This is a genomic window from Gloeocapsa sp. PCC 7428 (genome assembly GCF_000317555.1).
In the GTDB taxonomy this organism is placed as follows: domain Bacteria; phylum Cyanobacteriota; class Cyanobacteriia; order Cyanobacteriales; family Chroococcidiopsidaceae; genus Chroogloeocystis.
On sequence record NC_019745.1, the window covers coordinates 2,105,750 to 2,131,433 of the forward strand.

The window sequence follows — 25,684 nt, forward strand, 5'->3', positions numbered from 1 at the left end:
GTGATTTGTCGCAACTATTTTTTAGTTCGTTTAACTAAGGTTAAGTTATTGATTGGTCAATGACAAACCACAATGTTACAAAAAATATGTCTTAAGAATTATGTGTCTGGACTTGACATAATATCCTGGCTAGGATTGAGACCCTCGTGGATAAATCAGTAAACTGCTAGCCATTATTTGTAGCAAAGACTAAAAAAGCCGAACAAAGAGGCATCTGCGTTTAATTTTTGATATCGCTAATCGATGGTTGCATCACTGGCAAAATAAAAATATTTGCACATTGCCAAAAACTTTACTCATTACCTCGCTGCTTCGCCACTAAAATAAAAATTGTATGCAAATATAATTTAACAAGGGATAAGATGTAAATATTCCCAGATTATTTTGCTAAAAAGTAGAGAGAAGAGGATATATTTTTTATAATGTCATTGTTGTAAAAGACAATGAAACCAACTTGGAGAACGTAAGGATTTATAAGTGCGATGACTGAAACCGCAACTGCACCATTAACAGGAAAAGCATTACTGCAAAAGGTAAAAGAATTATCTGACTTACCAAGACGAGAAAGAGCAAAGCGCTGTGGTTATTACACAGTAACCAAGAATAAACAGACTCGCGTTAATCTCACTGATTTCTATGATGCATTATTAGCAGCTAGAGGAATTCCCCTAAGTCCAGAAGGACCAAAAGATGGACGCGGTCGCGAACCAACATATCGTGTTAGTGTTCACAAAAATGGTCAAATTGTCATAGGTGCAACTTACACTGAGGCAATGGGACTCAAACCAGGAGATGAATTTGAAATCAAGCTAGGATACAAGCACATTCACTTGATTCAACTAGATAGTGATAAAAGTGCTAGCCAGGACGAAGATGCTGACGAAGATGAAGAATAATTTTCTCAAAAGGATTAAGGCTCATTCCTCAATATCGGAAACATAACTTTTAGCCTGACCTTTTTATTAATCTTCAATCAAAAAAATCTGGCAAATTGACAGCGGTTTTGAACGGGCATCTTCACTATACAGCGCATAGTTTGCTGATAAATTTGGCAGCTACCCCAGTGTCATTACTACAAGTAATAGGCTTTTTAATTGCTTGGGCTGGGTGTTGGTTGCCAATAGCAATTCCGCTGTTTGTCGCGCGTGGTGAGTCAAAGACTTTAGCCGCGCAGAAACTTCCGTTATTAGCATCACTCTATCTTCTTGCCCCAATTGTGCTTTGGAAAGTGAGCCAAATCACAAACAGAAATTTTTTAGACTATGGCTTAGTCTGGAATTTTGCAATTCTGCGATCTTTGGGCGTAGGTTTAGCGATCGCCATCCTCAGTCTCGCGATCTTGTTTGCAATTCAAACAATTTTGGGCTGGGTAAATTGGCAAAAGATATCGCTACAGCAAATCATGAGTGTCGTACTACCGACATTCGTTTTAGCGCTATGGGTAAGTGCAACCGAAGAATTAATTTTTCGGGGCTTTATGCTGACACAAATGCAGCAAGATTATCCATTGTGGATCGCCGCAGTTATTTCTAGCGGAATTTTTGCGGTATTGCATCTTGTGTGGGAACAACGCGAAACTGTACCGCAACTTCCTGGATTGTGGTTGATGGGGATGGTACTTGTGTTAGCGCGAGTTATTGATAATGGAAGTTTAGGCTTAGCTTGGGGACTACATAGCGGTTGGGTGTGGGCGATCGCATCCATCGACACCACTCAAATTCTCACCTACACGCAAAAAGTTCCTGACTGGGTAACAGGGAAACATGGTAAACCTTTGGCTGGAACTTTCGGAATTCTCCTGTTACTTGCAACAGCAGGGATTTTGTTGGTAATAGGTAATTGGAAACACGTATTATCGATTACTTATTTTTATTAGTTCGTGGTAGCACTCAAAATTGTTACAGGATTTAAGGGTGTAAACCGCGTTAAATCCGCAATTGGTACAGAACGCGATAGCTGTACTTGCAACATTTGATAATGCCATTGTTGATGTTTGAGCCAATCTAACGCGATCGCAAGGTGTTCTACCGTTGCTAAAGCAAGGACAATAACACCATTGGGAGAAAGGCGCACAGCCTCCAAAATAGCAACTAAATTACCGCCACTACCACCAATAAACACGCGATCTGCGGTGGGAAGTTGTGATAACACTTCTGGCGCACTTCCGTGAATCGAAACAACATTCTTTACACCAAAGCGATCGCAATTTTGTTGAATTAAAGTTGTCCCTGCTGCGGTTTTTTCGATGGCATAGATGCAAGATGTCGGAAATAAGCGGGCGATTTCGATCGCAACGGAACCCGTACCCGCACCAATATCCCAGACAATTTGCCCAGGTTGTAACGCTAATTCTCCCAAAACTAACACGCGGATTTCGCGCTTGGTCATTAATCCTGGGCGATCGCTAAAACTTAAAAATACGCGATCGGGTAAACCAAACTGTGGTAAAGTTGCTAAATCTAGGTCTTTTGAGTCACTTTGACGCAGTAAAACAACGACATTCAACGGTGCAAACGTTGTCGATGCAATTTGTTCGAGTGAGCAAGATTGTACGCGTTGTTGCTGACTCCCTAAATTTTCGCAAACCCAAAACTGATAATTGCTTGGTAGATCTAACGACTGAAGCAAACGCGCGATCGCACTCGGAGTATTTGTGTTATCTGTCAAAACAGCAATCTTCTCAACGCCTTGCTGTAATGCTTGAATTAATTCTGTTAACGAACGTCCGTGAACGCTAATGATTTTAGCATCGTGCCAGGGAACCTTGATCGCGTTAAATGCTAATTGTACTGAACTTAAATGCGGGTGAAAAGCGAGTTTTTCGGACGGAAATTCTGCTACTAAAAGTCGCCCTAAACCAAAAAATAGCGGATCGCCGCTGACCAAGACAACGATATTGCCTGTATTTTGCTGTCGAATGCGCTCAATTGCTGCGGTAAAATCACCAAGTATCCACTTTTGGGCGGGATGCTTAGGAAAATAGCTTAAATGGCGATCGCTTCCTATGAGTAATGTCGCTTGGGCAACGATTTGCTGTACATTCTTGCTTAACCCTGCTTTACCATCCAAACCGATTCCGACAACATGAACCACACTCATCAATCATCCTGATTTCTACTTCTGTAGTGCTAGCATAATCAGAGCATTGAGAATTGCCGCAGCAACAGCCGATCCTCCCTTACGACTTTCAACGCGAATTTGATGAACGGGTGTTTGGGCTAATGCGGCTTTCGACTCCAAAACTGAAATAAAGCCTACTGGAGCGCCGATCGCCAATGCGGGTAAGATAGAAGTTGTTGTGATGCGATCGCACAACGCCAGTAAAGCGGTTGGGGCATTACCAATGACATAGATAGCGTGCGGGTATTTCTCGTAACATTGAAGTATACCTGTTTCAGTGCGCGTTTTTCCTGGTAAAGCAGTGCTAACTTGTTCTACAGCGCTGATTAGTGGGTTATTAAAAGTCTTTGTTACCAATCCGATAACACCCTGTTTCACCATGCTGACATCGGTAACAATCGGAACACCACACCGCAGCGCCGCGATTCCGGCATGAATTGCTTCTGGACTAAAGGAAATCAGATGTTTAAACTCAAAGTCGGCGGTAGTGTGAATCACGCGGCGGACGATCGCATATTCCGCATCACTCCAATTATGCGCGCCGATTTCGCGGTCAATGACGGCAAAACTTTGCTCCATAATGGGATGGATTTGGATCGTACTTTCGTTTTGTTCGCGCTTCACGAGTGATTTTTATGCCAATTTATGTTTACTGGGGTGAAGATGATTTCGCGATGCAAACAGCAATTTTTCGCTTACGCGATCGCTTTGTTGATTCTCAATGGCTCAGTTTTAACTATACCGTAATTCCAGCGACGCAACCTGACGCAGTTATCCAAGGACTTACACAAGCGATCACACCTCCTTTTGGCGCTGGTAATCGCTTGACATGGCTTGTTGATACAACAGTCTTTCAGCAGTGTTCCGCTGACTTATTAGCCGAGTTACAACGCACATTACCCGCTCTTCCTGAAAACTCGGTTTTACTGCTAAGCTGTCGCAACAAACCGGATGGACGTCTCAAATCTACCCAGCTACTCCAAAAATTTGCACAAATTCAGGAATTTTCTTTGATTCCTCCGTGGAAAACCGAGCAACTCATCGACAAAGTACAACAAGCGGCGCGGGAATTGAATATCAAACTGACATCGCAAAGTGCGCAGATGCTAGCGGAAGCTGTCGGTAATGATACACGTCAAATGTATAACGAATTAGAGAAATTACGCACATTTGCCAGTTTTGACTCAAAACCCATAGATAAAGCCGCAGTCGCTGCCTTAGTTAGTAATAATACTCACAACAGTTTGCACCTAGCCGCCGCAATTAAAGATGGCGATTCGGCGAAAGCGTTAGAATTGATAACACAACTGATCGAGCAAAATGAGCCTGCTTTGCGCATCGTTGCGACTTTAATAGGACAATTTCGTACGTGGTTGTGGGTGAAGCTGATGAGTGAGACAAGGCAAGATAATGTAGCGATCGCGCAAGCGGCTGAAATTGCAAATCCTAAGCGCGTTTACTTTTTACAACAAGAAGTTAAAGGCGTTTCCGTGAAGCAACTTGCTTCTACATTGCCAGTATTACTCGAACTCGAAGTCAGCCTAAAACAAGGACTTGAGGAAATCTTAGTTTTACAAACGAAGATTATGGAACTTTGCCAACTTTTTTGCTAATTCTGTTAGTAATTCATTAGGTGTGGTAAGGATATTAAGAATTTTTCCTCTTTACTGCTCAACTAAAGAACTTCAGTCAAGTTCGGGAAAAATACGGAGAAGTCTGAAAAAATTAAGTTTGCAGATTTTGGCGATCGCTCAGCGATTAACTTGAGAATAATTTGATTTCTGGAACTTATAAGCAAGAAATTACTTCAAAACAATTGTTACTCTAAAGTACTGTTCTCGTTGCTTGTTGTATGATATCTTATCGGCATATCGTTTTTGGTCATCGCTTCCGCCGAATGCTATCGCGATCGCTTGTTATCGCTACTTTAAGTAGTGTAAGTGTCGTATCTGGATTAGTCCCTAATTTAGCTGGATCGCGACAAGTGGAATTTTCTTCTGTAGCTTATGCCCAAGCTGTGAGCAATGCAGAGGTAACAAATTATGCTCGCTCAGTTCTCGTCATGGAACCTGTGCGACAAACCGCGTTTAACGAAATTAAAAGAATCATTTCTTCAGACAATATTCCACCGATTGTTTGCAACCAACCACGTAGCTTTAGTTCGCTGCCTACAGATGCACGTAATATTGCAGTCGAGTTCTGCAAGCGATCGCGGCAAATCGTCGAAAGTAATGGTTTAACGATTAATCGCTTCAATGCAATCACAGTCAACTTGCAAAGCGACGCGCAACTCGAACGACGAGTGAAAAATGAGTTATTACGGCTGCAAAATGCTTCGGCTAATTAGTTGTATAAAAAATTAGCATCATAGCGAAATTATATAAATTGATTATCAAGTGCGAGCAAGTAAGCTTAAACTTGCAATATTTCTTATGTTTCATCTATAGCAGTCTCGTTGGGGTAGTTAGGACATCGAACACGCTAAGTTGATAGTTGGCAGTTGACAAAGTTTTCCCACACTCTCTTCACTGTCAACTGATCTCTGACCCCTGCTATAACCCATATTCCAAAAACAAATAGCTAGTATTAGCCTGGCATTAACTCCATCTTAATCTTGCAAGAGTAATGTATTTATCCGTAATAACATGAGTTTGCAGTACCGTGGGACTTACGCGAGAACTCGGATTTTTTGTTTGAATGCATACAAATAGCACCTAACGCTTAGATAGCGCACTGTAATATCAGTGCGTACGTGTTTCATGTTTTCATAATTTGCGTAAGTCCTGAAGATATCTTTACTCATGCTCACATCAGTACAGGGCAAGCAATACAAGAGGAGAACTTACCGTGAGTAGTAAACGCAGCCTCAGGCAGAAGTATTCCCGCATTGCTAGAGGAGCATATGAAGAGGCTACGCACCATACCAGGCAGTTTGATAATGATGGCGAACCGATCTGTAATCGTTCTAGCAATCCCTACTTTTCATCAATCTTGAAATCTCGCTTACAACGTCGTCAAGTATTAAGAGGTACACTTGCCGCAGCAGTAACGTCAATGTTTGCAGGACCAATTCTAGATGGATTAAAAGCTCGTCCTGCCAGTGCCAGCAATACTAAGTTGGGGTTTAAACCGGTTCCTATTAGCGAAGCCGACACCATTGTCGTTCCAGAAGGTTACACCGCCCGCGTTCTCATACCTTGGGGAGAACCGATCAGTGGCAGTTTTCCCCGTTATAGCTTGAAAAATACAGGAGCAGAGCAGGGAATGCAAGTCGGTCAGCATCACGACGGCATGCACTTCTTCCCAATTGAAGGTAAATCACCTTACGAGGGTAGCTCAGTCGATGGACTCTTAGTCGTAAATCATGAATATGTCGAGCCGCGTTATACTCATGCAGCAGCAGTCGGGCAAGCATTAGGTCCTGATAGTTTTCCGCAGAAAGAAGACGGTACTCGTGAAACCGATCAAGTTCTCAAGGAAATGAATGGACATGGAGTCACTATTACGCGGATATCTCGTCAATCTGATGGTAGCTGGCGTGTAGTGCGCGATCGGCGCAATCGTCGGATTACAGCCTTGACTCCTATGGAAATTCGAGGACCTGTACGCGGATCTGATTTAGTTAAAACGAAATACAGTCCAGACGGGACGAGAACTCGTGGCACAATTAACAACTGCGCTCACGGTGTCACTCCTTGGAATACATATCTCACTTGTGAAGAAAACTGGGCGAGATATTTCCTCAACAACGATGCAGACGTACCTCGCGATCACGAGCGTTACGGAGTTTCTACCGATGGCACTTCACGCTACGGCTGGGAATTGGCAGATAGCAAGGCAGATGAGTACATTCGTTTTGGTGCTTCTGCAAGTGGTGCTAGTGCTACTGAAGACTACCGCAACGAACCAAATACTTTTGGCTGGGTGGTAGAAATTGATCCTTTCAATCCCAATAGCACGCCGGTGAAGCATACTTACCTCGGACGATTTGCCCATGAAGGAATTGTGTTTCAGCCACCAGTCGAAGGTCAGCCGATTGTTTGCTATTCCGGCGATGATGCTCGGTTTGAGTACATTTACAAATATGTTTCCGCACAGCCTTATTGTCAAGCAACTGCAAGCGGAGCATTATTAGACGATGGAACGCTCTATGTCGCACGCTTCAATGAAAATGGTACAGGCAACTGGCTAGCACTGAAGTTTGGCGAAAACGGACTTACTCCCGAAAACGGCTTCCAGAACCAGGCAGATATTTTAGTGAATACGCGCACCGCTGCTGATTTTGTTGGTGCAACCAAGATGGATCGTCCTGAGTGGGGGGCAGTCGATCCTCGCAATGGAAACGTTTACTTTACACTGACCAACAACTCTAATCGCAAACCAGACCAAGTGGATGCTGTTAACCCCCGTCCTGAGAACGATTGGGGACACATCGTTCGCTGGAGTGAAGCTGGCAAGAACCCAACTGCGACTTCGTTTCAATGGGATATATTTGTGCTGGCTGGACCAGAAAATGATAGCCGCAAGCTATCTGGACGTCCTCTCAATGCCGACAACATTTTTGTGAACCCAGATGGACTGTGGTTTGATGCCGATGCTCGCTTGTGGATTCAAACTGACATTGGTGAAAGCTCTCAGAACCAGGGTGAGTTTGCACAGTTTGGCAACAACCAAATGTTAGCAGCCGATCCAGATACTGGTGAAATTCGCCGCTTCTTAACAGGACCCATCGGACAAGAAATTACAGGTGTGGTGACAACGCCTGACCAGCGCACAATGTTTATCAACGTCCAGCACCCAGGAGCAAGTACTTCTGAAGAGGAGTTTGCGGCAGGTAAAATTAACTCACGCTGGCCCAACCAAGATCCAAAAATTTATCCTCGATCCGCGACAGTCGTTATTACTAAAGATGATGGTGGCATCATTGGAACTTAGCGATCGCTCAATTTTCAATCGTGGTGTCATTCGCAACTAAAGACTAAACTTAAGTCATTTTGGGGGTCAATGTGACCCCTTAAATATTCTTGACACGCTATCATCTCTGTATGAAATTTTAAACCAAAAAATACTATTCTTTTCTAAAGATATTTCAAAATAATTATTACTTAACGCTTGTCTAATGAGGTTTTAGCTACATAGCTAATATTAACAATTAAAGTACTTACGCATACGTATGTCAATCTAGAAAATAATTTTTGTAAAAACTAACTCCTCAATTTAGATCGCTTTATTTGAGCAGTATTAACCACAGGATTAACTCACCTTAATGTTGTACAGGTACTGTATTTAACCGGAATACTGCGAATAAATTCGCCGATCTACAAACGCCGTAGCTAGCAAACGGTTGCATAGCGATTCTGACAAGAAGGGGAGTTTCATGTCTAAGCTTACTCGCAGACAGCTACTTGTGTTCTTTGGAGCCAGTGCTGGTACTGCTGTATTAGCGCCTGTCGTAGGAGAAAGATTACTGGGTAACGGGTCTACCTATGCCCAAACAGTTGTACCTTTAAGCTTTACGCCTGTACGTTTACCACATCCTTTACCGATATATCAACAGCAAGTCAGTTATTTACCAACAGGAATTGGTAAGGGGAATATATTACAGCCTTCTTCGGATGCTCAGTTAACAACTTACACCGTTTTTGATGATGTGATTGTGCCGCCAGAGTATGAGCGGTATGTGATTGTACGCTGGGGCGATCGCGTTTTTCCCAACAAAGACGATTACTTTGGCTTCAACTGCGACTATACTTCGTTTGTTCCTATCAAGGGCAACCTTAATGATGGCTATCTTTGGGTCAACCACGAATACGTTGGCTATCCAATCAGTGCTTTTGCGCCAGGTACCCCAGAAGATGTTACCGATACATCACAATTTCCTGAGGCTTTTCCTGCTGTCGTTGGATTCAAAGCTTCCGAGAAAAACCGCGCACTTTTAGGCGAATTCCTCTACAACTTAGGGGGATCTATTGTACGGATTGCAAAAGACAACAACGGACGTTATCAGGTAGTGAGCGATCGCAATAATCGCCGCATTCATGGTCTTTCCGGCTTAGCGATCAATAGCCAGCGTAGCGATCAGTACAAAGATGTGACATCTTGGGGTAACTCCAGCCACCAAAAAGGAGATAATAACTATCTAATAGGCACTGGACCTGCTGCTAAAGAGGTGTTTAACCTGAGTTCCGATGGCTTAGGAAATAAAATTATTGGCACTGCTTATAACTGTTCTGGTGGTACGACTCCTTGGAATACAATTCTGTCTGCTGAGGAGAACTTTCAAGGAAGTTCAACCTTCTTTGTTGGTGTCACCGAAGCCGTTAACTCCGATGGAACTCAAGTTGGTTATATCGAAGAAACTACAGGTGCTGAGTTTGGTTTAGTTGGGGAAAAATACGGTTGGATGGTAGAAATCGATCCCTACAATCCTAATTTCCGTCCCCGCAAACATACTGCCCTAGGTCGCTTCCGTCATGAAAACATTGCCTTCCGTGCAGAAGTTGGTAAAAAGCTAGTCGGCTACATGGGTGACGATCGCCGTGGCGGTCACACTTGGAAGTTTGTCAGCAAAGGAACTGTTGTTAAGCCTGTTGATGGCAATGCGAAAAAAGACAATAGCGCCTTATTTGAAGAAGGTACGCTGTACGTAGCTAAATACAATCCACCTAAAGACCCAAGCAAAGCGGAAGGAACAGGGGAATGGATTCCACTTGTATTAAGTACTGCAACTAATCCAATTGCACCGTCTGTTTTAGCTTCTGTCGAATTGGCAGCTTTAGGTACAGCAACAAGAGACGGTTTAATCAAGTTACCTAGCCGGATTAGCACAGGTCAAGAAGTAGACGGTGGTGGATTTGATGTCACGATCGCTAATGAAGCTACCGCGCTTCCACCTTATAAAGGCAAAAAGTTATCTGATTTCTACAGCAGTCAAGGTGCAGTACTTGTTGATGCCTTCCTTGCAGCTAACTTAGTAGGCGGAACTCCTACAGCGCGTCCTGAAGACTTGGAAGTGAATCCCCGCAATCCGAGAGAAGTGTTCATTGCTTACACTGACGGTGCGCCAGGAAGTGACGGTTATCCTGATTCGCGGATTTTTGTCGTTTCTAAGTACAGTCCAGCAGTTACGGCTGCGCAACCTTCGGGAGAACTCTTCAAGATTATTGAAGATAGCGAAGATAGTACCGGCACAACTTTCCGTTGGCAACGATTTGTCAAAGGTGGAGAAGCAGGTGCCGAACCTGGTGATGGCTTTGCCAACGTAGATAACTTGGCGTTCGATACCCAAGGCAATATCTGGGGCGTAACGGATATGTCTACTTCAGCGCATAATGGTTTTGATGTTGGTGCTGCGGGTACACTATTGGACATAGAACATACGGTTGTAGGTTCTGAATCGCCTAGTGTCATCGATTCCAACAAAAATGTAGAAACTTCAAACCTTATTGGTGTATTCGGTAACAACTGGTTATTCTTCATTCCTACAAGTGGTTCTGATGCAGGAGAAATCGTACCATTTGCTTATGGTCCACCGCGCTGCGAGATGACAGGACCAACGTTTGTTGGCAACGATACCTTGATTATTGCCGTGCAGCATCCTGGTGAAGATTGTCCTTATACTCCGCAAGTGACTCTTAGTCGCGAGACTGAGATGCTCAACTTAGATGGTACGCTCTTTAAGCAGAAGCGTACTGTACCGCGTGGTAGCAATTGGCCTAGCAATATTGAAGGTAAACCTCAGGGCGCACCTCGTCCATCAGTTATCGGTATTCGCCGCAAAGATGGCAAAGGAACATTTGTGTAAATTGTTGCCTTAATTGCATGAATTAATTATGGTTATTTCGAGAGATATTTGCTGCTGGAAATAACCATTTTTTTTCTAGCTTGGCGAATTTATTCGCAGCTATATAAACAAAGTCCACGGAGGTGGACTTACTCGTAAGTTTCTTATTTTAGTGTGCAAAGGCATACTTGGTTTGGTAGCCTCGACTTCAGTCGTACAGCAACTGGACGTAGTGTTACTCGGTTCCTAGCATCTGTAAATTGTGTAGACTAGCATATAAACCACCTTGCTGTAGCAGTTCCTCATGCGTGCCTGATTCGACAAGCTGACCGCGCTTGAGAACAAAAATGCGGTCTACATTACGGATAGTTGATAGGCGGTGCGCAATGATAATTGCTGTGCGATCTACAAGTAACTGATCCAAGGCATCTTGAATTAAAGCTTCGGTACCAACATCTAAATTAGCCGTCGCTTCGTCTAATACCAGAATATGCGGATCGCGAATGGCAGCGCGGGCGAAAGCAAGAAGTTGTTTTTGACCACTCGAAAGATTTGTGCCGCGTTCTCGAAGTTGCGTATCATAACCTTGCGGTAATTGTTCAATAAATTGAGCGATATTCGTTTTCTCTGCGGCTGCGGTAATTTCTTCAAAAGAGTAAGAATCACCTAAGGTGATATTACCTTTAACATCTCCTGCGAATAAAAAACCCTCTTGCAGAATCACTGCCATACGCCGTCTTAATTCGGCTTGCGGTAATTCGCGAATATCAATACCGTCTACTAGAATCCGCCCGCGACTTGGTTCATACAAGCGACACAACAATCGAATAATAGAACTTTTACCTGCACCTGTAGGACCTACTAAAGCAACTTTTTCACCAGGACGAATGACGAAGTTTAAATCTTTGATAACGTAATCATCATCTTTGTAAGCAAACCAAACGTGTTCAAAGCAAATTTCTCCAATTGAGGAGCGAGGAGCGAGGAGTGAGGAGTGAGTGTTGTTTTGATTATTATGCGCGGAGTTCTGGCTTTTAATATGTTCTGGATCGCGAATTTCAATCGGTTCATCAAGAATGTCACTAACGCGTTCTACGGCGGTGAAGCCTGCTTGAATAGCAGTGAATTTCTCGGCAAATTGTCGCAAAGGGTCAAATAGACGTTGTGCAAACAGAATAAATGCAGATAATGTCCCAAATGTCAACTGTTCGCGTAGGACAAAAAAGCCACCTAACCAAAGGACAGCGGCGATCGCAACTAAAGCAACCCACTCTAATGTTGCAGACACTGCTGAGTCGTGAAAGATCGTTTTATCGACTTCACGAATATATTGTTTGTTGGTTGTCCGAAACAGTTGCGCGTTGAATTTCTCGCGTCGAAATAATTGCACCACATTGATACCAGTAATATTCTCTTGCAATGTGGAATTCAGCACCGAAAGTTCTTCTCTGGCTTTGTAGTTTGCTTTGCGGTATTGTTGCTGAAAATAAATAATTAACGCTGTCACGGGAAACAGCATCAACGTCAGCATTAAAGCAAGTTGCCACTGCAAGGTGAACATTGTAATTAAAATTACCAGCATTGAGAAAACATCGCTGATAATTCCAATCGCGCCAGTTGTAAAGACATCACCTAAAGCTTCGACATCGCTTGTCAGACGTGTAATTAACTTACCAACAGCCGTACGATCAAAAAACCGCACTGCAAGCGAAGTAACGTGTTCAAATAAATCATTGCGGATATCCGCAGTAATCTGTTGTCCAACTCTTTGCACTAAATATCCTTGTACACCACTGAAGATCAGCCGGACAATGACCGTAATTAGTAACAAAACTTCTAGTAACACTAATCCGTCAGACAACGGGCGATCGCGCAAAAACTCGTAAACATTCGGTTCTTGACGAATCAGCGAAATCGCTTGTCCAATAATGAGAGGTTGCACCGCACCAGCGATCGCCACCGGAACAAGTAACAACATCGATAGTAATAACAGTCGCCCGTGACGCCTTCCATAAGGCACTAACCGCAAGAATAATCGCCAGTCATTTTCGCGGCGACGATGTATCACTGGCTGCGAAAGTGGCGCTGAACTAGTCATGCTAAAACCTAACAACGTAATTTCTGTAGCACAAGCACGCTTATCGAGTTTAGCGCTAGCGCATCCTAAGTCACCATACCCAAGAGAGAACAAGAATTAAAGAATTCATTTACCACTGTGGTCAGACTTCCTAGAATCGAGAAATTTCTACCAAAGTCACTAAATCGTCATCGTTCTTAGTCAAGTTACTGATAGAACTCCACCCTTTTGCTGCTATTCGGGTATGACTTTGCTGCAAGTCTAAAATCTAAGGCAGACAAGCAAATTACCTCTTTTTTGAACAAAATGTAGGTAAAATCTTCTAATATCTTAATATTTCTCTAATCTAATTCTTTATACTTAGGAATACTCTTAATCCAGGCTTAACCGTATCTTTCGCTACGTTTAGTCACTGTTGAGTAAACTGCTACCGTCGATAGTTGACATAAAGAGAGCAGAACCCTTGTCTTTTTCACGCCGCCGTTTCTTAACCATAGCAGGAACCACTACTGCTGGAACTGTTCTGGCATCTCCTTTACAGATGCTTTATGCCCGTGTGGCTCATGGTCAGACGATTCTTGCTGAAGGATATGGTCCCCTAATTTCAGACCCCAATGGTCTACTCGATCTTCCGCGTGGGTTTCAATACCGCGCCTTCTCGCGAGTTGGCGACAGAATGAGCGATGGCAGACTCGTGCCGGATCGGCATGATGGTATGGCTGCCTTCCGTGGACCGCAAAACACCACAATTCTAGTGCGGAATCACGAGCACAGTCCTGGCGATCCTACTGGTGTTGAAGCGCCTGATAATCTGAAGTACGATTCTACTAACAAAGGAGGAACAACAACCCTCATTGTCGGAGCAAATCGCAAGTTAATTCGAGATTATGCTTCATTAGCTGGGACATATCGTAACTGTGCGGGTGGAGTCACCCCCTGGGGTTCTTGGATTAGCTGTGAAGAAAATACCTCAACTCCAGAAACAAACCGACCAGGAAATGCTAACAATGTGACCAAACGTCACGGCTATAACTTTGAAGTACCCTCGCAAGCAGAGGGACTCGTTAATCCAGAACCCCTTGTCGCGATGGGCCGCTTTAACCATGAAGCCGTTGCCATCGACCCTCGAACCGGAATTGTTTATGAAACTGAAGATAGAGGAGATGGTTTATTCTATCGCTTTATTCCTACGCAGCCTGGAAACTTGAGAGCAGGTGGAGTCCTCGAAGCTTTGCGAATTCAGGGGCGACCTCAAGCAATTACTAAAGTAGGATTTCCTGTAGGTCAAAAGTTTGCCGCCGATTGGGTTCGGATTGAAGAACCCGATCCTGTTACTGATACCGTTCGAGTTGAGGGCTTTAGCAAAGGTGCTGCTCAGTTCAGCCGAGGTGAAGGTGCTTGGTTCGGCAATAATGAAGTGTATTTTACCTGTACTAATGGTGGTATTGCTGGAGTTGGTCAAGTCTGGCGTTATATCCCTGGTACTACTGCTCAAGACGGAGGAACGATTGAACTGTTTGTCGAATCACCCAGCCAAGAAGTTCTAGATTTTCCAGACAACATTGTTGTTTCTCCTTTCAGCGACTTGTTCCTTTGCGAAGATGGTGCAGGTGAGCAGTTTGTTAGAGGAGTGACTTCCCAAGGACAGCTTTACTCGTTTGCGCGGAATGCTTTGAACACATCCGAGTTTGCTGGAGCCTGTTTTTCAGCAGATGGTCAAACAATGTTTCTGAACATTTATAGACCTGGAATTACCTTTGCAATTTGGGGTCCTTGGAATCGCCGCAAGCGTTAAAGACTTAACTCACAATGTAGATCGTATAGCTGACTTGAGGGGATGGATAAATTATCCATCCCTTTTCGCAGCGAGTCATAGAAAAAAAGCTAGCCTATAGTCTTGATACACTAGTTTGAGTGCTAAGGCTATCGGGATTGCTGCTGATAAATGCGTGTAATTCTGCTACAGCAGCTTGGGCAGACACTTTAGAAAATCTATAGCAGGGGTCAGAGGTCAGGGGTCAGCGTTAAACTTCCTTCAGGCAAGTCACTACGAGCTTCTATAATGTCCTAATGTTGACTATGGCCATACACAAAATTTTTGATAAAAGTCTTGCTTAAGTGTACGAAGGTACACTTTGCTTGAGCAGCCCCTGACTTCAGTCAGAGGGCGTTTGTGATTCATACAAGAAATCTATTGTTGGTCGAATCAAAAGAATGACTATATAGCGATCGCGCAGTAGAGATATTCGACAAAGAACTGGGCATATTAAAAGTTGTAGATTTGGTTAGTTATTGCCCAGAAAAATGTTGAAAAAACTCGTTGTTTGGATCTTAGTTACTAATGCTGTTTTGTTTAGCCTTGCGGCTAAATCTTCTCCGGTATGGTACAAAGACGATCCTTGGAAACTCTCTTCAGCTATTGTTCATTACCCAACGACAGCAGCAAATCATTACAAACACGTTGTTTACAGAGGTACAGAAACCTCTTTAGATGAGTATCTTTTTTATTGGGGTATAAAAGCTAAAGTTTACAAGCAAGATATTGCTAAAACGGAAGTAGAGATCAAAGGTGAATCTCTTATGCTTGATAACGATAAACAAAAGCCTTGGGCTATATGTCATTTAATTTATTTTAATAACGGCGAAGATCTGCCAGAAGTCACTTGTGTAGCGACAAATTCTAACGGTGAACCATTAGATAGAAATATACTTAATAGCGCTTATCGTCAAACTGTGTATCAAAAGACTACTGGTTTATAAATTAACAAGCTGGAGTGCGATCGCATCCTAGAATTTAGCTTATCATTTAGGGTTGCAGACTAATAACTTTTGCTCAATAAGTTGAGTTTTTAGCTGCTACCCAACCACCAATCCAAAATCCAGTATAAAACCTGATAATATTGTCAAAACCTGCTTGCTGTAACAACTCAACTATGCGTGATTCAGCAATAGGATAAACCCGATTATTAACAGATTCTAAAATTTCTTTTCTCTGTTCTGGAGGTATCCCCATCTCTTCCCAGAAGTGTTCGACGATCGCAGCCATCTTCTCAAATTCATGCGAACTTTTTTCGCCAAAAATATCTACTAATATGAATGAGGCAGACGATCGCAGTCGTTGGGCAATACTTTGAAGTAATGCAAGTTTACTACCATCATCTGGGAGAAAATGCATCACTAAAATACACGTTGCGCCGTCATAAAGCGGCGTATCGGGTAGATCGTGGGTGTAGCCTTGGAATAGCTTGACGCGATTTGATAAGTCGTCTTGAGTAATTTTTTGTTGGGCGATCGCCAGCATATTACTCGATGGATCGACGCCTAATAATTGCCAGTGTGGGTTACTTTTACTAAACTTCACCAACTCCATTCCCGTACCCGCACCCACAATCAACAAATTCGCGGCTTCTGGTGAATTTGACTTTAAAAATGACAACGCCATTGTATGCATTGCTTCATAGCCAGGAATTGCCATACGGACGCGATCGTCATACTCTGTCGTAGCAACTGGCGGATTAGCGTCAAAATCAACCGTTTGTTTTTCCATATGAATGCTATGAATTAAACTTTCGACGGATGAAGGTATTCTAACTAGATTTAAAATTTAGGCATAAAGACCAGTCAAACATTATTTATCTGCTATTAAACTGCGGCTAAAGTATTAGAACGGATCTTCTCTATGATTTCACTCAAATTATCTGTATTGAGTCGATAACTTAACGGATGCGCAATTAACCGCGCAGTGCTTTCGTAAAGTGTTTCAATCTCAATTAAGCCATTCTCGCGTAAAGTCCGCCCAGTAGAAACTAAATCAACGATCGCCTCGGACATTCCGGTGATTGGTCCTAATTCTACCGAACCGTATAAAGGTACAATTTCTACAGGTAAATCAATACTATCAAAGTATTCGCGCGCGCAATGCACAAATTTAGACGCGACTCGACTATTCGTTGGTAATTCTACCGCCGAACGATATGGACTCGATGCTTTCACCGCTACCGACATCCGACAGCGACCATATCCTAAATCGATTAAATGTGCAACTTGGGGTTTCTTCTCGCGGAGTACGTCGTAACCGGCGATTCCCAACTGCGCTTGACCATATTCTACATATACCGGAACATCATGTGTTCTCACGAGCAATGCTTGCGCTTTTCCTGTTGGATCTTGAATTTGCAATTGCCGATTACCAGAATCCAAAAAAGCACTAAAATCTAATCCTACAGATTGCAATAAGCTGATGCTATCTTTCAAAAGTGCGCCTTTCGGCAATGCAACAGTAAGCATAAGAGTCAAATAGAGTTGCTAAGACTAACATAAATTCTATCCCCTCGCTCCTCGCTCCTCGCCCCTCATCATGCGAATTCTCTTAGTTGACGACGAAGTTGAACTTACCGATCCTTTAAGTCGCGTTCTTAGCCGCGAAGGTTATAGCGTTGATGCTGCTTATGATGGTGCAACTGGTAGTGAACTAGCTTCCCACCAAGGCTACGACTTATTAATTTTAGACTGGATGCTACCGTTTAAAACTGGCTTAGAAATCTGTCAGGAAGTACGACGCAACGGACAAACAACGCCTGTACTGTTTCTGACGGCTAAAGATACCGTAGACGATCGCGTTCAAGGTTTAGACGCGGGTGCGGATGATTATCTCGTTAAACCGTTTGAATTACGCGAGTTACTCGCACGAGTTCGCGCTTTGTTGCGGCGATCGGGTACTGAAGTGACAGCATCGACAACGCAAAAGTTACAAGTTGCTGATTTAGAACTTGATTGTGAAAATCAGCTAGCGTATCGTCAAGAACGAATGATCGAATTATCAGAAAAAGAAAGTCAACTACTTGAATACTTTATGCGCAATACTGGGCATTTGCTAACGCATACACAAATTCAACAACATTTATGGGGCGATGGCGAACCGCCAAGTAGTAACGTGTTAGCTGCTTTAATTCGTTTACTACGTCGTAAAGTTGAAGCACCAGGAGAAACGCCACTGATTCACACTGTTTATGGCAAAGGTTATCGCTTTGGTGAAAATAGCTAAATCCAGTTCAAGTTGGATTTCCACTTTTTTTTAGTCTATTAATTCTATACTCTACTATGTTCAGAGATTTGCCATTCATATTTATTTTGTAGTATTCATCGACAATTTTTCCTCCCAATGCTTCAGGGATCTTTCTACTAGCAATATTTGCTTTGTCAACTGGATAACGTAAATATTTGTACTCTAAGTTTTTGTCAGCCCAGTTTTTAATAGCTGTAACTGCTTCCAATCCATATTTATTGCCGTGTGCTGTTTTTTTTAGCCAAATTCCTAATTCTGGATTTTTTCGATTTATACAATGAAGTCCAGTACAACCCAAAAACTCTTGGGAGTCTCTTTTCAAAATAACAAGTCCCAAACCCCAACCGTCTGCCATTTCGCCGATGGAGTCACTAATAAAAGCTTCTGTTTCTGAAATATCTTGAGCCGTAGATGGATACATATAAGTAGTAATTTCTTCCGTAAATTCTGAAAAAATTACTTCTTTGTATTCCATCGAGATAGGTTTTAAGACTAATCGAGTTGTAACTATCTCTACGTCAAGTAAATTCATTTTAATTTCCAGCAGTGAGAAGTTGAAGAATTAAGTTTTGCATTTTGTTACGTAGCGATTGTGCTTCTTGATAAGCAAGCGATCGCATTTTTCTCGAAGTATTCATTTCTGCCTTCAACTCAGTTTTATACACAGGTTGAATGAAGTAACATAAGCGCGATCGCATTGCCCAAACTCCCATCGAAGGAAAAAGCGCAAACAAGGGAATTAACGGGGAAACGGGTAAGAAAGGAAGAGAAAGTTTTCTTGCTAAAGCTTTGAAATGAATTGCCCAAGGATGTAGATATTCATTACCAATACAAACTACGGGAAGGATTAGAATATTGTAGCGATCGCTCAGTTGAATAAAACTCAAATCAAACGTTTCTAATTGATATCTTTTGAACCATCCTTTCATTGGACCGCGTAAGCCTTCAGGAGCGTATAATAAAACTGTTTCTTGCGCTAATGCCGCCTCAAAATCATCACGTTCTGCCCTGACTCCACCTAACACTTGCGACCATCCAGAAGGTAGCCACCACCTCATCCAAGGATGATCGAATAATGCCACACCCGCCAGTGGTTGTACAGTCCAATCACGGTTTTCTGCTAAAAGATAACCAAGCACAAGAAAATCCCACGGAAAGCACATTCCCGCATGATTCATTGCTACTAGCAACGGTGCTGTTTGCGGTAAATTTTCGGCTTGTTTTAGCTCAGCACGAAAGTAATATTTAACGATAGGTTTCAGAATCTCATTGCGGAATGCTTGCTGATAGTGAGGATCGAAGGTATAACCTTGATTTCTCGGAAAGCGACATCCCAAACGTAGCCAGCGAATCAACAACGCCAGATAAAATCCACAAGGAATGAGAAATAAAATGTACTCTAGCCAATTCCAACCATCAGGATCAACGTGATAGTGTTGCCAGTGGCGATTGAAGAGAATTAACCACCCTGGAGGATACCACAGGCAGAACCAGTCAAACCATGTAAATTGATATGTATCAGGTGCCGATTCCTTCATTGGGCGTAATTAAATGTCAGACCTGATTATCTCTGGTAATAGGTAACGGGTAATAGGAAATTCTTACTTAATATTCTTCCCGATGACCAATGACCATTCACCAGCCTGTAATTTACATTTATTTTGACCTATCTAATGATTATTGTGCCTTAACCCAAGCTTGCGCGCTCATTTGTACAGGGTCCCAAGGACTACTAAACGGAGGTGTGTAGCTGAGATCGAGTTTATTTAATTCATCCACCTTCATACCATGAAACAAAGCAGTCGCAAAAATATCAATTCGCTTAGCGACTTCTCCTTGATAATGACCTACAATTTGCGCGCCTAGTAAACGCCCAGTATGGCGATCGCCTGTCACGCGAATTCGGAGTTTGTGCGCGTGGGGATAATAAACTTTATGATCCCATGTTTCTAGCTCGACGGTAACTGCGTCTATTCCTGCACTTTGGGCTTCAGAATCGCGTAAACCAGTCTGCGCGATCGCTAAATCAAAAACCTTCACTACTTGCGTACCCAGCGTTCCTGCAAATTCTTGATTTCCACCTACTGCGTTTTCACCAGCAATTCGCCCCTGTTTGTGTGCGGTTGTTCCTAGCGGTAGATAGGTAGATTGAGTTAAAATTCGATGCCAAGTTTCAACACAGTCGCCGGCTGCATAGATATCTGGAACGCTTGTTTCCATTCTTCGCGTGACTTGAATCGCATCTTTGATACCGCAACTCACACCAGCGGTTTTTGCAAGTTCAGTATTCGGTTTGACTCCGACAGCCACCAACACCATATCAACAGTTGTATGATAGTTTTCGCCTTTGACTAATAACTGCGTTCCTTTCGCTTCAATTGTCTCAATTGCCACACCAGTGACAACTGTAATATGATGACGCTGTAGTTCTTCACCAATGATTTGACCTAAAGTAGGGTCAACAGTTTTCATCACCGTTTGTGAATGTTCAATTACCGTAACAGCGATACCTCGGTGCGTCAAAGCATCAGCCATTTCTAAGCCAATGTATCCACCGCCAATAATTGCGACGGATTGTGGTTCATAAGTAGTTAAATATTGATGAACGGCAAAGCTATCTGCCATCGAGTGCAACAAAAAGACACCAGGAAGATCGAGTCCGGTAATTTGAGGTCGAGTTGATACCGCACCAGTGGCAATAATTAAGCGATCGTAGTTTAAATTGTGCGATCGCATTTCGCGATCAACAACGGTGATATTTTTTTGCTGCGGATTAATTGTCCGAGCCGTACAATCGAGTAACAGTTGAATACCTTCGCGTGTAATTTCCTCGGTTGTGCGATGGGCTAAGTTTCGCCAATCTGGAACTTCACCACTCAGGTAAAACGGTAATCCACAAATGCTGTAGTTCGGAAAACTATCCGCGACAACAACTGTCAAGTTAACTGTAGAATCCAACTCCCGCGCCCGCAACGCCGCACTGATACCCGCGTCGCTACCACCGATAATAAGTATCATGATTTTAGGATTACTGTGCAGTAGTTTTGCTGCTGAGAGATTCAATCAGTTTTTCAACTCTTTCTTTGACTTGTTCGCGTACTTCGCGGAATTTATCGACTGATTCGCCTTCGGGATCGTCGAGTTGCCAATCTTGAAAGACTTCACGCAATACCCATGCTTCGGGTAAGTTGACTCCGCAGCCGCATAAGGAAATGACTGCATCGTAATCTTCGGGATTAAAATCGCTTAAAGGTTTCGATGTCTGATTGCTAATATCAATGCCAACTTCTGACATGACTTCTACCGTTGTCGGATCGACAGCACTTGCTTCTAATCCCGAACTTGTAACAGCGATTTTACCTTCTCCGAGTGTACGCGCAAAGCCTTCTGCCATTTGCGAACGGCGTGAGTTTTTCTTGCATACAAACATGACTTTTTTCATAATGTGATCCTGGTTGAGTTGTTAGATTTTTAAAACGAACCACAGAGGCGCAGAGAACACAGAGGTAACAGTTAGAGAGATTTGGCTCAAAGTCCCCACATATGGGGGATTTAGGGGGCGAGAATTTTACTGGTTAACTTCTAAAGCACTATTAGCAATTTGAATAACTTCTTTTGCTGCTTTTTCTTTGCGTTCACTGTATCTATCTGTGAGATGATCAACTTGATCGCGAAGTAGTAGCGTGAATTTATAGAGTTCTTCCATGACATCAATAACGCGATCTCGATATGGTGAATCTTTCATTGTTCCGTCATCGTCGAACTCTTGATACGCTTTTGCTACTGAAGACTGATTGGGAATCGTAAACATCCGCATCCATCGCCCTAAGATGCGTAGTGTATTGACTGCGTTAAATGACTGCGAACCACCGCTAACTTGCATCACGGCTAAAGTTCTACCTTGCGTTGGTCTAACTGCGCCTAAACTGAGAGGAATCCAGTCAATTTGATTCTTCATGATGCCGCTGATATTACCGTGCATTTCAGGGCTTGACCAAACTTGTCCTTCTGACCATAAACTTAATTCTCGCAGTTCTTGGACTTTAGGATGTGTATCGGGGACGCTGGCGTAAATTGGTAGATCGCGCGGATCGAAAAAACGCACTTCTGCACCAAAGTCCTCAATAATTCTCGCGGCTTCTTCTGCGAGTAAACGACTGTAAGAGCAATCGCGTAAAGAACCATACAAAAATAAAATGCGTGGTTTGTGGTTAAATGTTGGCATCCTTGGTAACTAGTAATTGGTAATTGGTAATTGGTGATTGTTATTTTCTAAGTACCTGTGAATTACGTAATTACTTGTAAGCACTCACACAACGCGGATCTCTCAAAGTTGCTTTTTCGGGTTCTCTGGGGAACCAGGCGGCGGTTCGCTTACACACTTCAACTAACATCAGCATCACGGGAACTTCGATTAAAACACCAACGACTGTCGCGAGGGCTGCACCTGAATTTAAACCGAAAAGTGTCACGGCTGTAGCAATAGCAACTTCAAAATGATTACTCGCACCAATTAACGCCGCTGGTGCTGAATCTTCGTAAGACAAATTCATTTTTAAAGCTAGGACATACGTAATCAAGAAAATGAAATTTGTCTGAATAAATAACGGAACAGCAATTAACAAAATGTGCAAAGGATTTCTGACAATCAAATCGCCTTTGAAGGAAAACAACAGCACTAAAGTAACGAGTAACGCCGTAATCGCAATCGGACTTAAATATTTGAGAAACTTACGCTCAAACCACTCTCTACCTTTATGTTTAAAAATACAGTGGCGGCTGTACATTCCCGCGATCAAAGGTAAACCGACGTAAATAAGTACCGATAAAACAATTGTTTGCCAAGGTACAGTTAAATCATTCGCTGCAAGTAACCATCGCCCCAAAGGTGCGTATAAAAACAGCATTGCTAGCGAATTTACCGCTACCATTACTAAAGTATGTCCTTGATTGCCGTAGGATAAATATCCCCACATCAGCACCATGGCTGTACATGGTGCAATTCCGAGTAGAATTGTTCCAGCAATGTAAGAATTTGCTAGTGTCACTTCGACACCGCGAATGAGTTCTGTACCGCTAAGAAAATTTCGGAATAACCACCCTAAGAAAAACTGGGCAAATGCTACCATTGTGAACGGTTTAATTAACCAATTCACTACTAAAGTAAGAAGGACAGGCTTAGGTGCACGAATTGCATTTTTTGCTTGAGTAAAGTCAATCTTTACCATGATCGGATACATCATGAAAAAGAGACATATCGCGATCGGAATTGACACTTGATACACGCTCATTGCATCTAATGCAACCGCAACCCCAGGAAATAATCTACCGAGTAAAATTCCTGCAATAATACACAAGAATACCCAAACAGTAAGGTATTTTTCAAAAAAACTGAGATTGCTACCAGCTTTAACCGCAACTCGATTTGCTTGAGGATTCTTTGTACTCATTAGACTACTCTATTTTGAACGAACCACAGAGACGCTGAGAACGCAGAGGTAAGAGATAAGGAGAGACTCTCAGTTGAAAATAATATTTATGACCGATTACCAATGACCTATTACCTATTACGTTGAATAACTAAAATTTCGCTTGTCTACGCAATAATTCGCTAATTGTGATGTTGAGTTCTGCTTCTCCCTCGAATACTGTTCCAACTTTTCCGGTGTAGAAATGTCTTTCGTTTAAGTCGTAAGCTTCTTCGGGTAAGGGTACGTAGCCTACTGAACTTACTAATGTTGGGGCTTGTTTATTGTAGAAATTGACAAATTCTTTGACTGCGGGTTTCTTCTGGGCGTATTGTGCATTAACGTAGATGAATAAAGGACGCGACAGCGGTTGATATTCGTTGTTTTCTACGGTTTGACGTGAGGGTATCACCGCACCTTCGCCGTTATCAACTGCTAGGGCTTTTAATTTATTTTGATTTTCTTCTAAGTAGGAAAAACCGAAGTAACCTAGAGCATTAGGATCTTTGCTGATTCCTTCGACTAAAACATTGTCGTCTTCACTCGCCACATAGTCGTTGCGGCTAGCTCTTGTTTCACCGACTACCGCTTCAGTAAAGTAATCAAATGTACCCGATTGTTTACCTGCACCATACAATTTTAATGGGCGATCGGGCCATGCAGCGCGTACTTGGTTCCAGCGGGTAATCTTACCCTCTGCGGCTGGTTCCCATATTCTTTTTAATTCAGCAACAGTAATTTCTTGCGCCCAATTGTTTTGTGGATGTACAGCTACTGTTAATGCATCAAAGGCGACGGGAAGTTCAATGTATCTGACAGAATTCTTATTGCAGGCTTCCATCTCTGCGGTTAAGATGGGACGCGAAGCGCCAGTGACATCGATTTCTCCAGCACAGAACTTTTTAAATCCGCCACTTGTTCCGGAAAAATCAACCGAAATTTGCGCTTGATCGCCTTGAGTCGATTGAAATTCTTTGGCTACAGCTTGTGTAATCGGATAAACCGTACTCGATCCATCAACTCTGACTGATGTATCTGTGGTATTTGTTGCTGCGGTTAGCTGTGGTGATTGTTGTGTTTGAGTTGAAGAGTTGGGTGTTGTTGTACAACCGACTGTCAAAGCTAGCGCCCCAAGCGCGATCGCCAATTCTTTATGTGTGACGTTCATTGACCTCACCTAGATGGCAGGTATTAAGAGTATATCTCTATCATTTCAAAAAAAATTGATTTGTCAAGCAAAAAGATTCCACAAAGTAGAAACAAACGAGTTTGAGATTTATAAAACTAATCTGGACACGAACGACTCGGCATAATCGCACTAAAGCGCCGGAATTCGGCTAAATATTGCTCTAACATAACGAATTGCGGTAAATTCAAGCTGTAGTATATCCAACGTCCCTCTTGACGCGATCGCACTAAACCTGCTTCTTTTAATGTCTTGAGGTGGAAAGACAGTTTTGATTGCGTCACGCCTAAAGCATCGCACAATTCGCACACGCATAACTCGCGATCGCGCAATAGTTCAATAACGTTAATCCGGATAGCATCGGATAAAGCATGAAAGCCTAAAAAAACTGAGTCTGGAGATGTAACTTGCATCAACTTAAATTGAAATGTAACAAAACGATGTTTAAATGGTAGGCGATCGCCAAAATGTTAGAGATGCTTATTGAAGGCGAGGGAAGTTTTGATGTAGCTGTACCCCATCTTTTTGTAGAAAATGTGTGCCTGCTTGCGGATAATATTCGAGCGGAGATACACACTTTCGCACCCTTGCTGACTTGCCCACTGTTCTATTTGTAACAATAATTGCCGACCGATACCACTACCACGATATCTTTCATCAACAACTAAACCACCAATTTCGGCGTGTAAGTTTGTTTGTAGAAGTAGACATAGGTGGGCGTGAATCCAGCCCACGACACCAATACCAGAAATCTCTGCGACATAAACAGCATGATTCGCGGAGTGCATTTGTGCTAAACGCTGTCGTACAGCACTCGTAGTTGTGGGATAACCCAACTGGTGAGATAGGTTTGCGATCTCATCTGCATCCTGGGCGATCGCTTGTCTAATCGTGTAATTACTGTTACTCAACGTTGCATTATTTGCAATATGTTATTTAACCTTTAAATCATAACTACGCCCTAACGAATAGAATTCGTGGCTAC

At 42.8% G+C, this 25,684-nt stretch carries 23 protein-coding genes; 9 read left to right on the forward strand and 14 right to left on the reverse strand.

Translation table 11 applies throughout. The features are described 5' to 3' along the window. The first annotated feature begins 482 nt into the window (after positions 1-482). Together GLO7428_RS09190 and GLO7428_RS09195 are read left to right on the forward strand one after the other, a co-directional pair. Positions 483-896: an AbrB family transcriptional regulator gene (locus GLO7428_RS09190; RefSeq protein WP_015188289.1), complete on the forward strand. Its 414-nt coding sequence runs from the start codon at positions 483-485 to the stop codon at positions 894-896. A 167-nt stretch (positions 897-1,063) separates the two neighbouring features. After that, positions 1,064-1,876 carry a CPBP family intramembrane glutamic endopeptidase gene (locus tag GLO7428_RS09195; RefSeq protein ID WP_015188290.1) on the forward strand — a complete coding sequence of 271 codons (813 nt, stop codon included), beginning with the start codon at positions 1,064-1,066 and terminating at the stop codon, positions 1,874-1,876. Here the strand turns inward: GLO7428_RS09195 and GLO7428_RS09200 are convergent. Beyond that, on the reverse strand, positions 1,873-3,099 hold the full coding sequence (locus GLO7428_RS09200; RefSeq protein ID WP_015188291.1) for a bifunctional cobalt-precorrin-7 (C(5))-methyltransferase/cobalt-precorrin-6B (C(15))-methyltransferase: 1,227 nt from the start codon (positions 3,097-3,099) through the stop codon (positions 1,873-1,875). The genes GLO7428_RS09195 and GLO7428_RS09200 overlap by 4 nt on opposite strands. Positions 3,100-3,114: 15 nt before the next feature. Further along, positions 3,115-3,744 (reverse strand): cobalt-precorrin-8X methylmutase, encoded by a 630-nt coding sequence (locus GLO7428_RS09205; RefSeq protein WP_015188292.1) that lies wholly within the window; start codon positions 3,742-3,744, stop codon positions 3,115-3,117. An 11-nt stretch (positions 3,745-3,755) separates the two neighbouring features. On the opposite strand from GLO7428_RS09205, the gene holA reads away from it, so the two are divergent. The 4 genes from holA to GLO7428_RS09225 all read left to right on the forward strand — a co-directional run bounded on the left by holA (position 3,756) and on the right by GLO7428_RS09225 (position 10,924). Beyond that, positions 3,756-4,733 carry a DNA polymerase III subunit delta gene (holA, locus tag GLO7428_RS09210; RefSeq protein WP_015188293.1) on the forward strand — a complete coding sequence of 326 codons (978 nt, stop codon included), beginning with the start codon at positions 3,756-3,758 and terminating at the stop codon, positions 4,731-4,733. A gap of 239 nt (positions 4,734-4,972) precedes the next feature. Next, a complete protein-coding gene (locus GLO7428_RS09215; protein WP_015188294.1) occupies positions 4,973-5,467 on the forward strand; it encodes a DUF4168 domain-containing protein in 495 nt (164 codons plus the stop codon). A 500-nt stretch (positions 5,468-5,967) separates the two neighbouring features. Further along, the gene (locus GLO7428_RS09220; RefSeq protein ID WP_015188295.1) at positions 5,968-8,055 is read left to right on the forward strand and encodes a PhoX family phosphatase; all 2,088 of its coding nucleotides are present in this window, start codon (positions 5,968-5,970) and stop codon (positions 8,053-8,055) included. A 442-nt stretch (positions 8,056-8,497) separates the two neighbouring features. After that, entirely contained in the window at positions 8,498-10,924 is a 2,427-nt protein-coding gene (locus tag GLO7428_RS09225) for a PhoX family phosphatase (protein ID WP_015188296.1), read from the forward strand. A gap of 214 nt (positions 10,925-11,138) precedes the next feature. Here GLO7428_RS09225 and GLO7428_RS09230 read toward each other — a convergent pair whose 3' ends face one another. Further along, on the reverse strand, positions 11,139-13,001 hold the full coding sequence (locus GLO7428_RS09230) for an ABC transporter ATP-binding protein (RefSeq protein ID WP_015188297.1): 1,863 nt from the start codon (positions 12,999-13,001) through the stop codon (positions 11,139-11,141). Between the two features lie 442 nt (positions 13,002-13,443). Here GLO7428_RS09230 and GLO7428_RS09235 point away from each other — a divergent pair, with 442 nt between their 5' ends. Beyond that, positions 13,444-14,775, forward strand: a complete 1,332-nt coding sequence (locus GLO7428_RS09235; RefSeq protein ID WP_015188298.1) for an alkaline phosphatase PhoX — start codon at positions 13,444-13,446, stop codon at positions 14,773-14,775. 509 nt (positions 14,776-15,284) lie between these two features. Beyond that, positions 15,285-15,740, forward strand: coding sequence for a hypothetical protein (locus GLO7428_RS09240; protein ID WP_015188299.1), 456 nt, complete (start codon positions 15,285-15,287; stop codon positions 15,738-15,740). A 73-nt stretch (positions 15,741-15,813) separates the two neighbouring features. On the opposite strand, the gene GLO7428_RS09245 is transcribed toward GLO7428_RS09240, so the two are convergent. After that, the gene (locus tag GLO7428_RS09245; protein WP_015188300.1) at positions 15,814-16,527 is read right to left on the reverse strand and encodes a class I SAM-dependent methyltransferase; all 714 of its coding nucleotides are present in this window, start codon (positions 16,525-16,527) and stop codon (positions 15,814-15,816) included. A gap of 95 nt (positions 16,528-16,622) precedes the next feature. Continuing rightward, a complete protein-coding gene (hisG, locus tag GLO7428_RS09250) occupies positions 16,623-17,267 on the reverse strand; it encodes an ATP phosphoribosyltransferase (protein WP_015188301.1) in 645 nt (214 codons plus the stop codon). 70 nt (positions 17,268-17,337) lie between these two features. Here hisG and rppA point away from each other — a divergent pair, with 70 nt between their 5' ends. Next, positions 17,338-18,024: a two-component system response regulator RppA gene (rppA, locus tag GLO7428_RS09255; protein WP_015188302.1), complete on the forward strand. Its 687-nt coding sequence runs from the start codon at positions 17,338-17,340 to the stop codon at positions 18,022-18,024. Between the two features lie 7 nt (positions 18,025-18,031). Here rppA and GLO7428_RS09260 read toward each other — a convergent pair whose 3' ends face one another. The 9 genes from GLO7428_RS09260 to GLO7428_RS09300 form a co-directional block, all read right to left on the reverse strand. Next, entirely contained in the window at positions 18,032-18,577 is a 546-nt protein-coding gene (locus GLO7428_RS09260) for a GNAT family N-acetyltransferase (protein ID WP_015188303.1), read from the reverse strand. Between the two features lies 1 nt (position 18,578). Then, positions 18,579-19,583 (reverse strand): 1-acyl-sn-glycerol-3-phosphate acyltransferase, encoded by a 1,005-nt coding sequence (locus GLO7428_RS09265; protein ID WP_015188304.1) that lies wholly within the window; start codon positions 19,581-19,583, stop codon positions 18,579-18,581. 139 nt (positions 19,584-19,722) lie between these two features. Beyond that, entirely contained in the window at positions 19,723-21,063 is a 1,341-nt protein-coding gene (locus GLO7428_RS09270) for an FAD-dependent oxidoreductase (RefSeq protein ID WP_015188305.1), read from the reverse strand. 10 nt (positions 21,064-21,073) lie between these two features. Then, positions 21,074-21,487 (reverse strand): arsenate reductase, glutathione/glutaredoxin type, encoded by a 414-nt coding sequence (arsC, locus tag GLO7428_RS09275; RefSeq protein WP_015188306.1) that lies wholly within the window; start codon positions 21,485-21,487, stop codon positions 21,074-21,076. A gap of 126 nt (positions 21,488-21,613) precedes the next feature. Continuing rightward, positions 21,614-22,270, reverse strand: a complete 657-nt coding sequence (gene arsH, locus GLO7428_RS09280) for an arsenical resistance protein ArsH (RefSeq protein ID WP_015188307.1) — start codon at positions 22,268-22,270, stop codon at positions 21,614-21,616. Between the two features lie 70 nt (positions 22,271-22,340). Further along, positions 22,341-23,495 (reverse strand): ACR3 family arsenite efflux transporter, encoded by a 1,155-nt coding sequence (arsB, locus tag GLO7428_RS09285; protein WP_015188308.1) that lies wholly within the window; start codon positions 23,493-23,495, stop codon positions 22,341-22,343. A 130-nt stretch (positions 23,496-23,625) separates the two neighbouring features. Beyond that, a complete protein-coding gene (locus GLO7428_RS09290; RefSeq protein WP_015188309.1) occupies positions 23,626-24,681 on the reverse strand; it encodes a PstS family phosphate ABC transporter substrate-binding protein in 1,056 nt (351 codons plus the stop codon). A 116-nt stretch (positions 24,682-24,797) separates the two neighbouring features. After that, positions 24,798-25,112 carry a helix-turn-helix transcriptional regulator gene (locus tag GLO7428_RS09295; RefSeq protein ID WP_015188310.1) on the reverse strand — a complete coding sequence of 105 codons (315 nt, stop codon included), beginning with the start codon at positions 25,110-25,112 and terminating at the stop codon, positions 24,798-24,800. 57 nt (positions 25,113-25,169) lie between these two features. Next, entirely contained in the window at positions 25,170-25,610 is a 441-nt protein-coding gene (locus GLO7428_RS09300) for a GNAT family N-acetyltransferase (protein ID WP_015188311.1), read from the reverse strand. Positions 25,611-25,684: the final 74 nt, after the last annotated feature.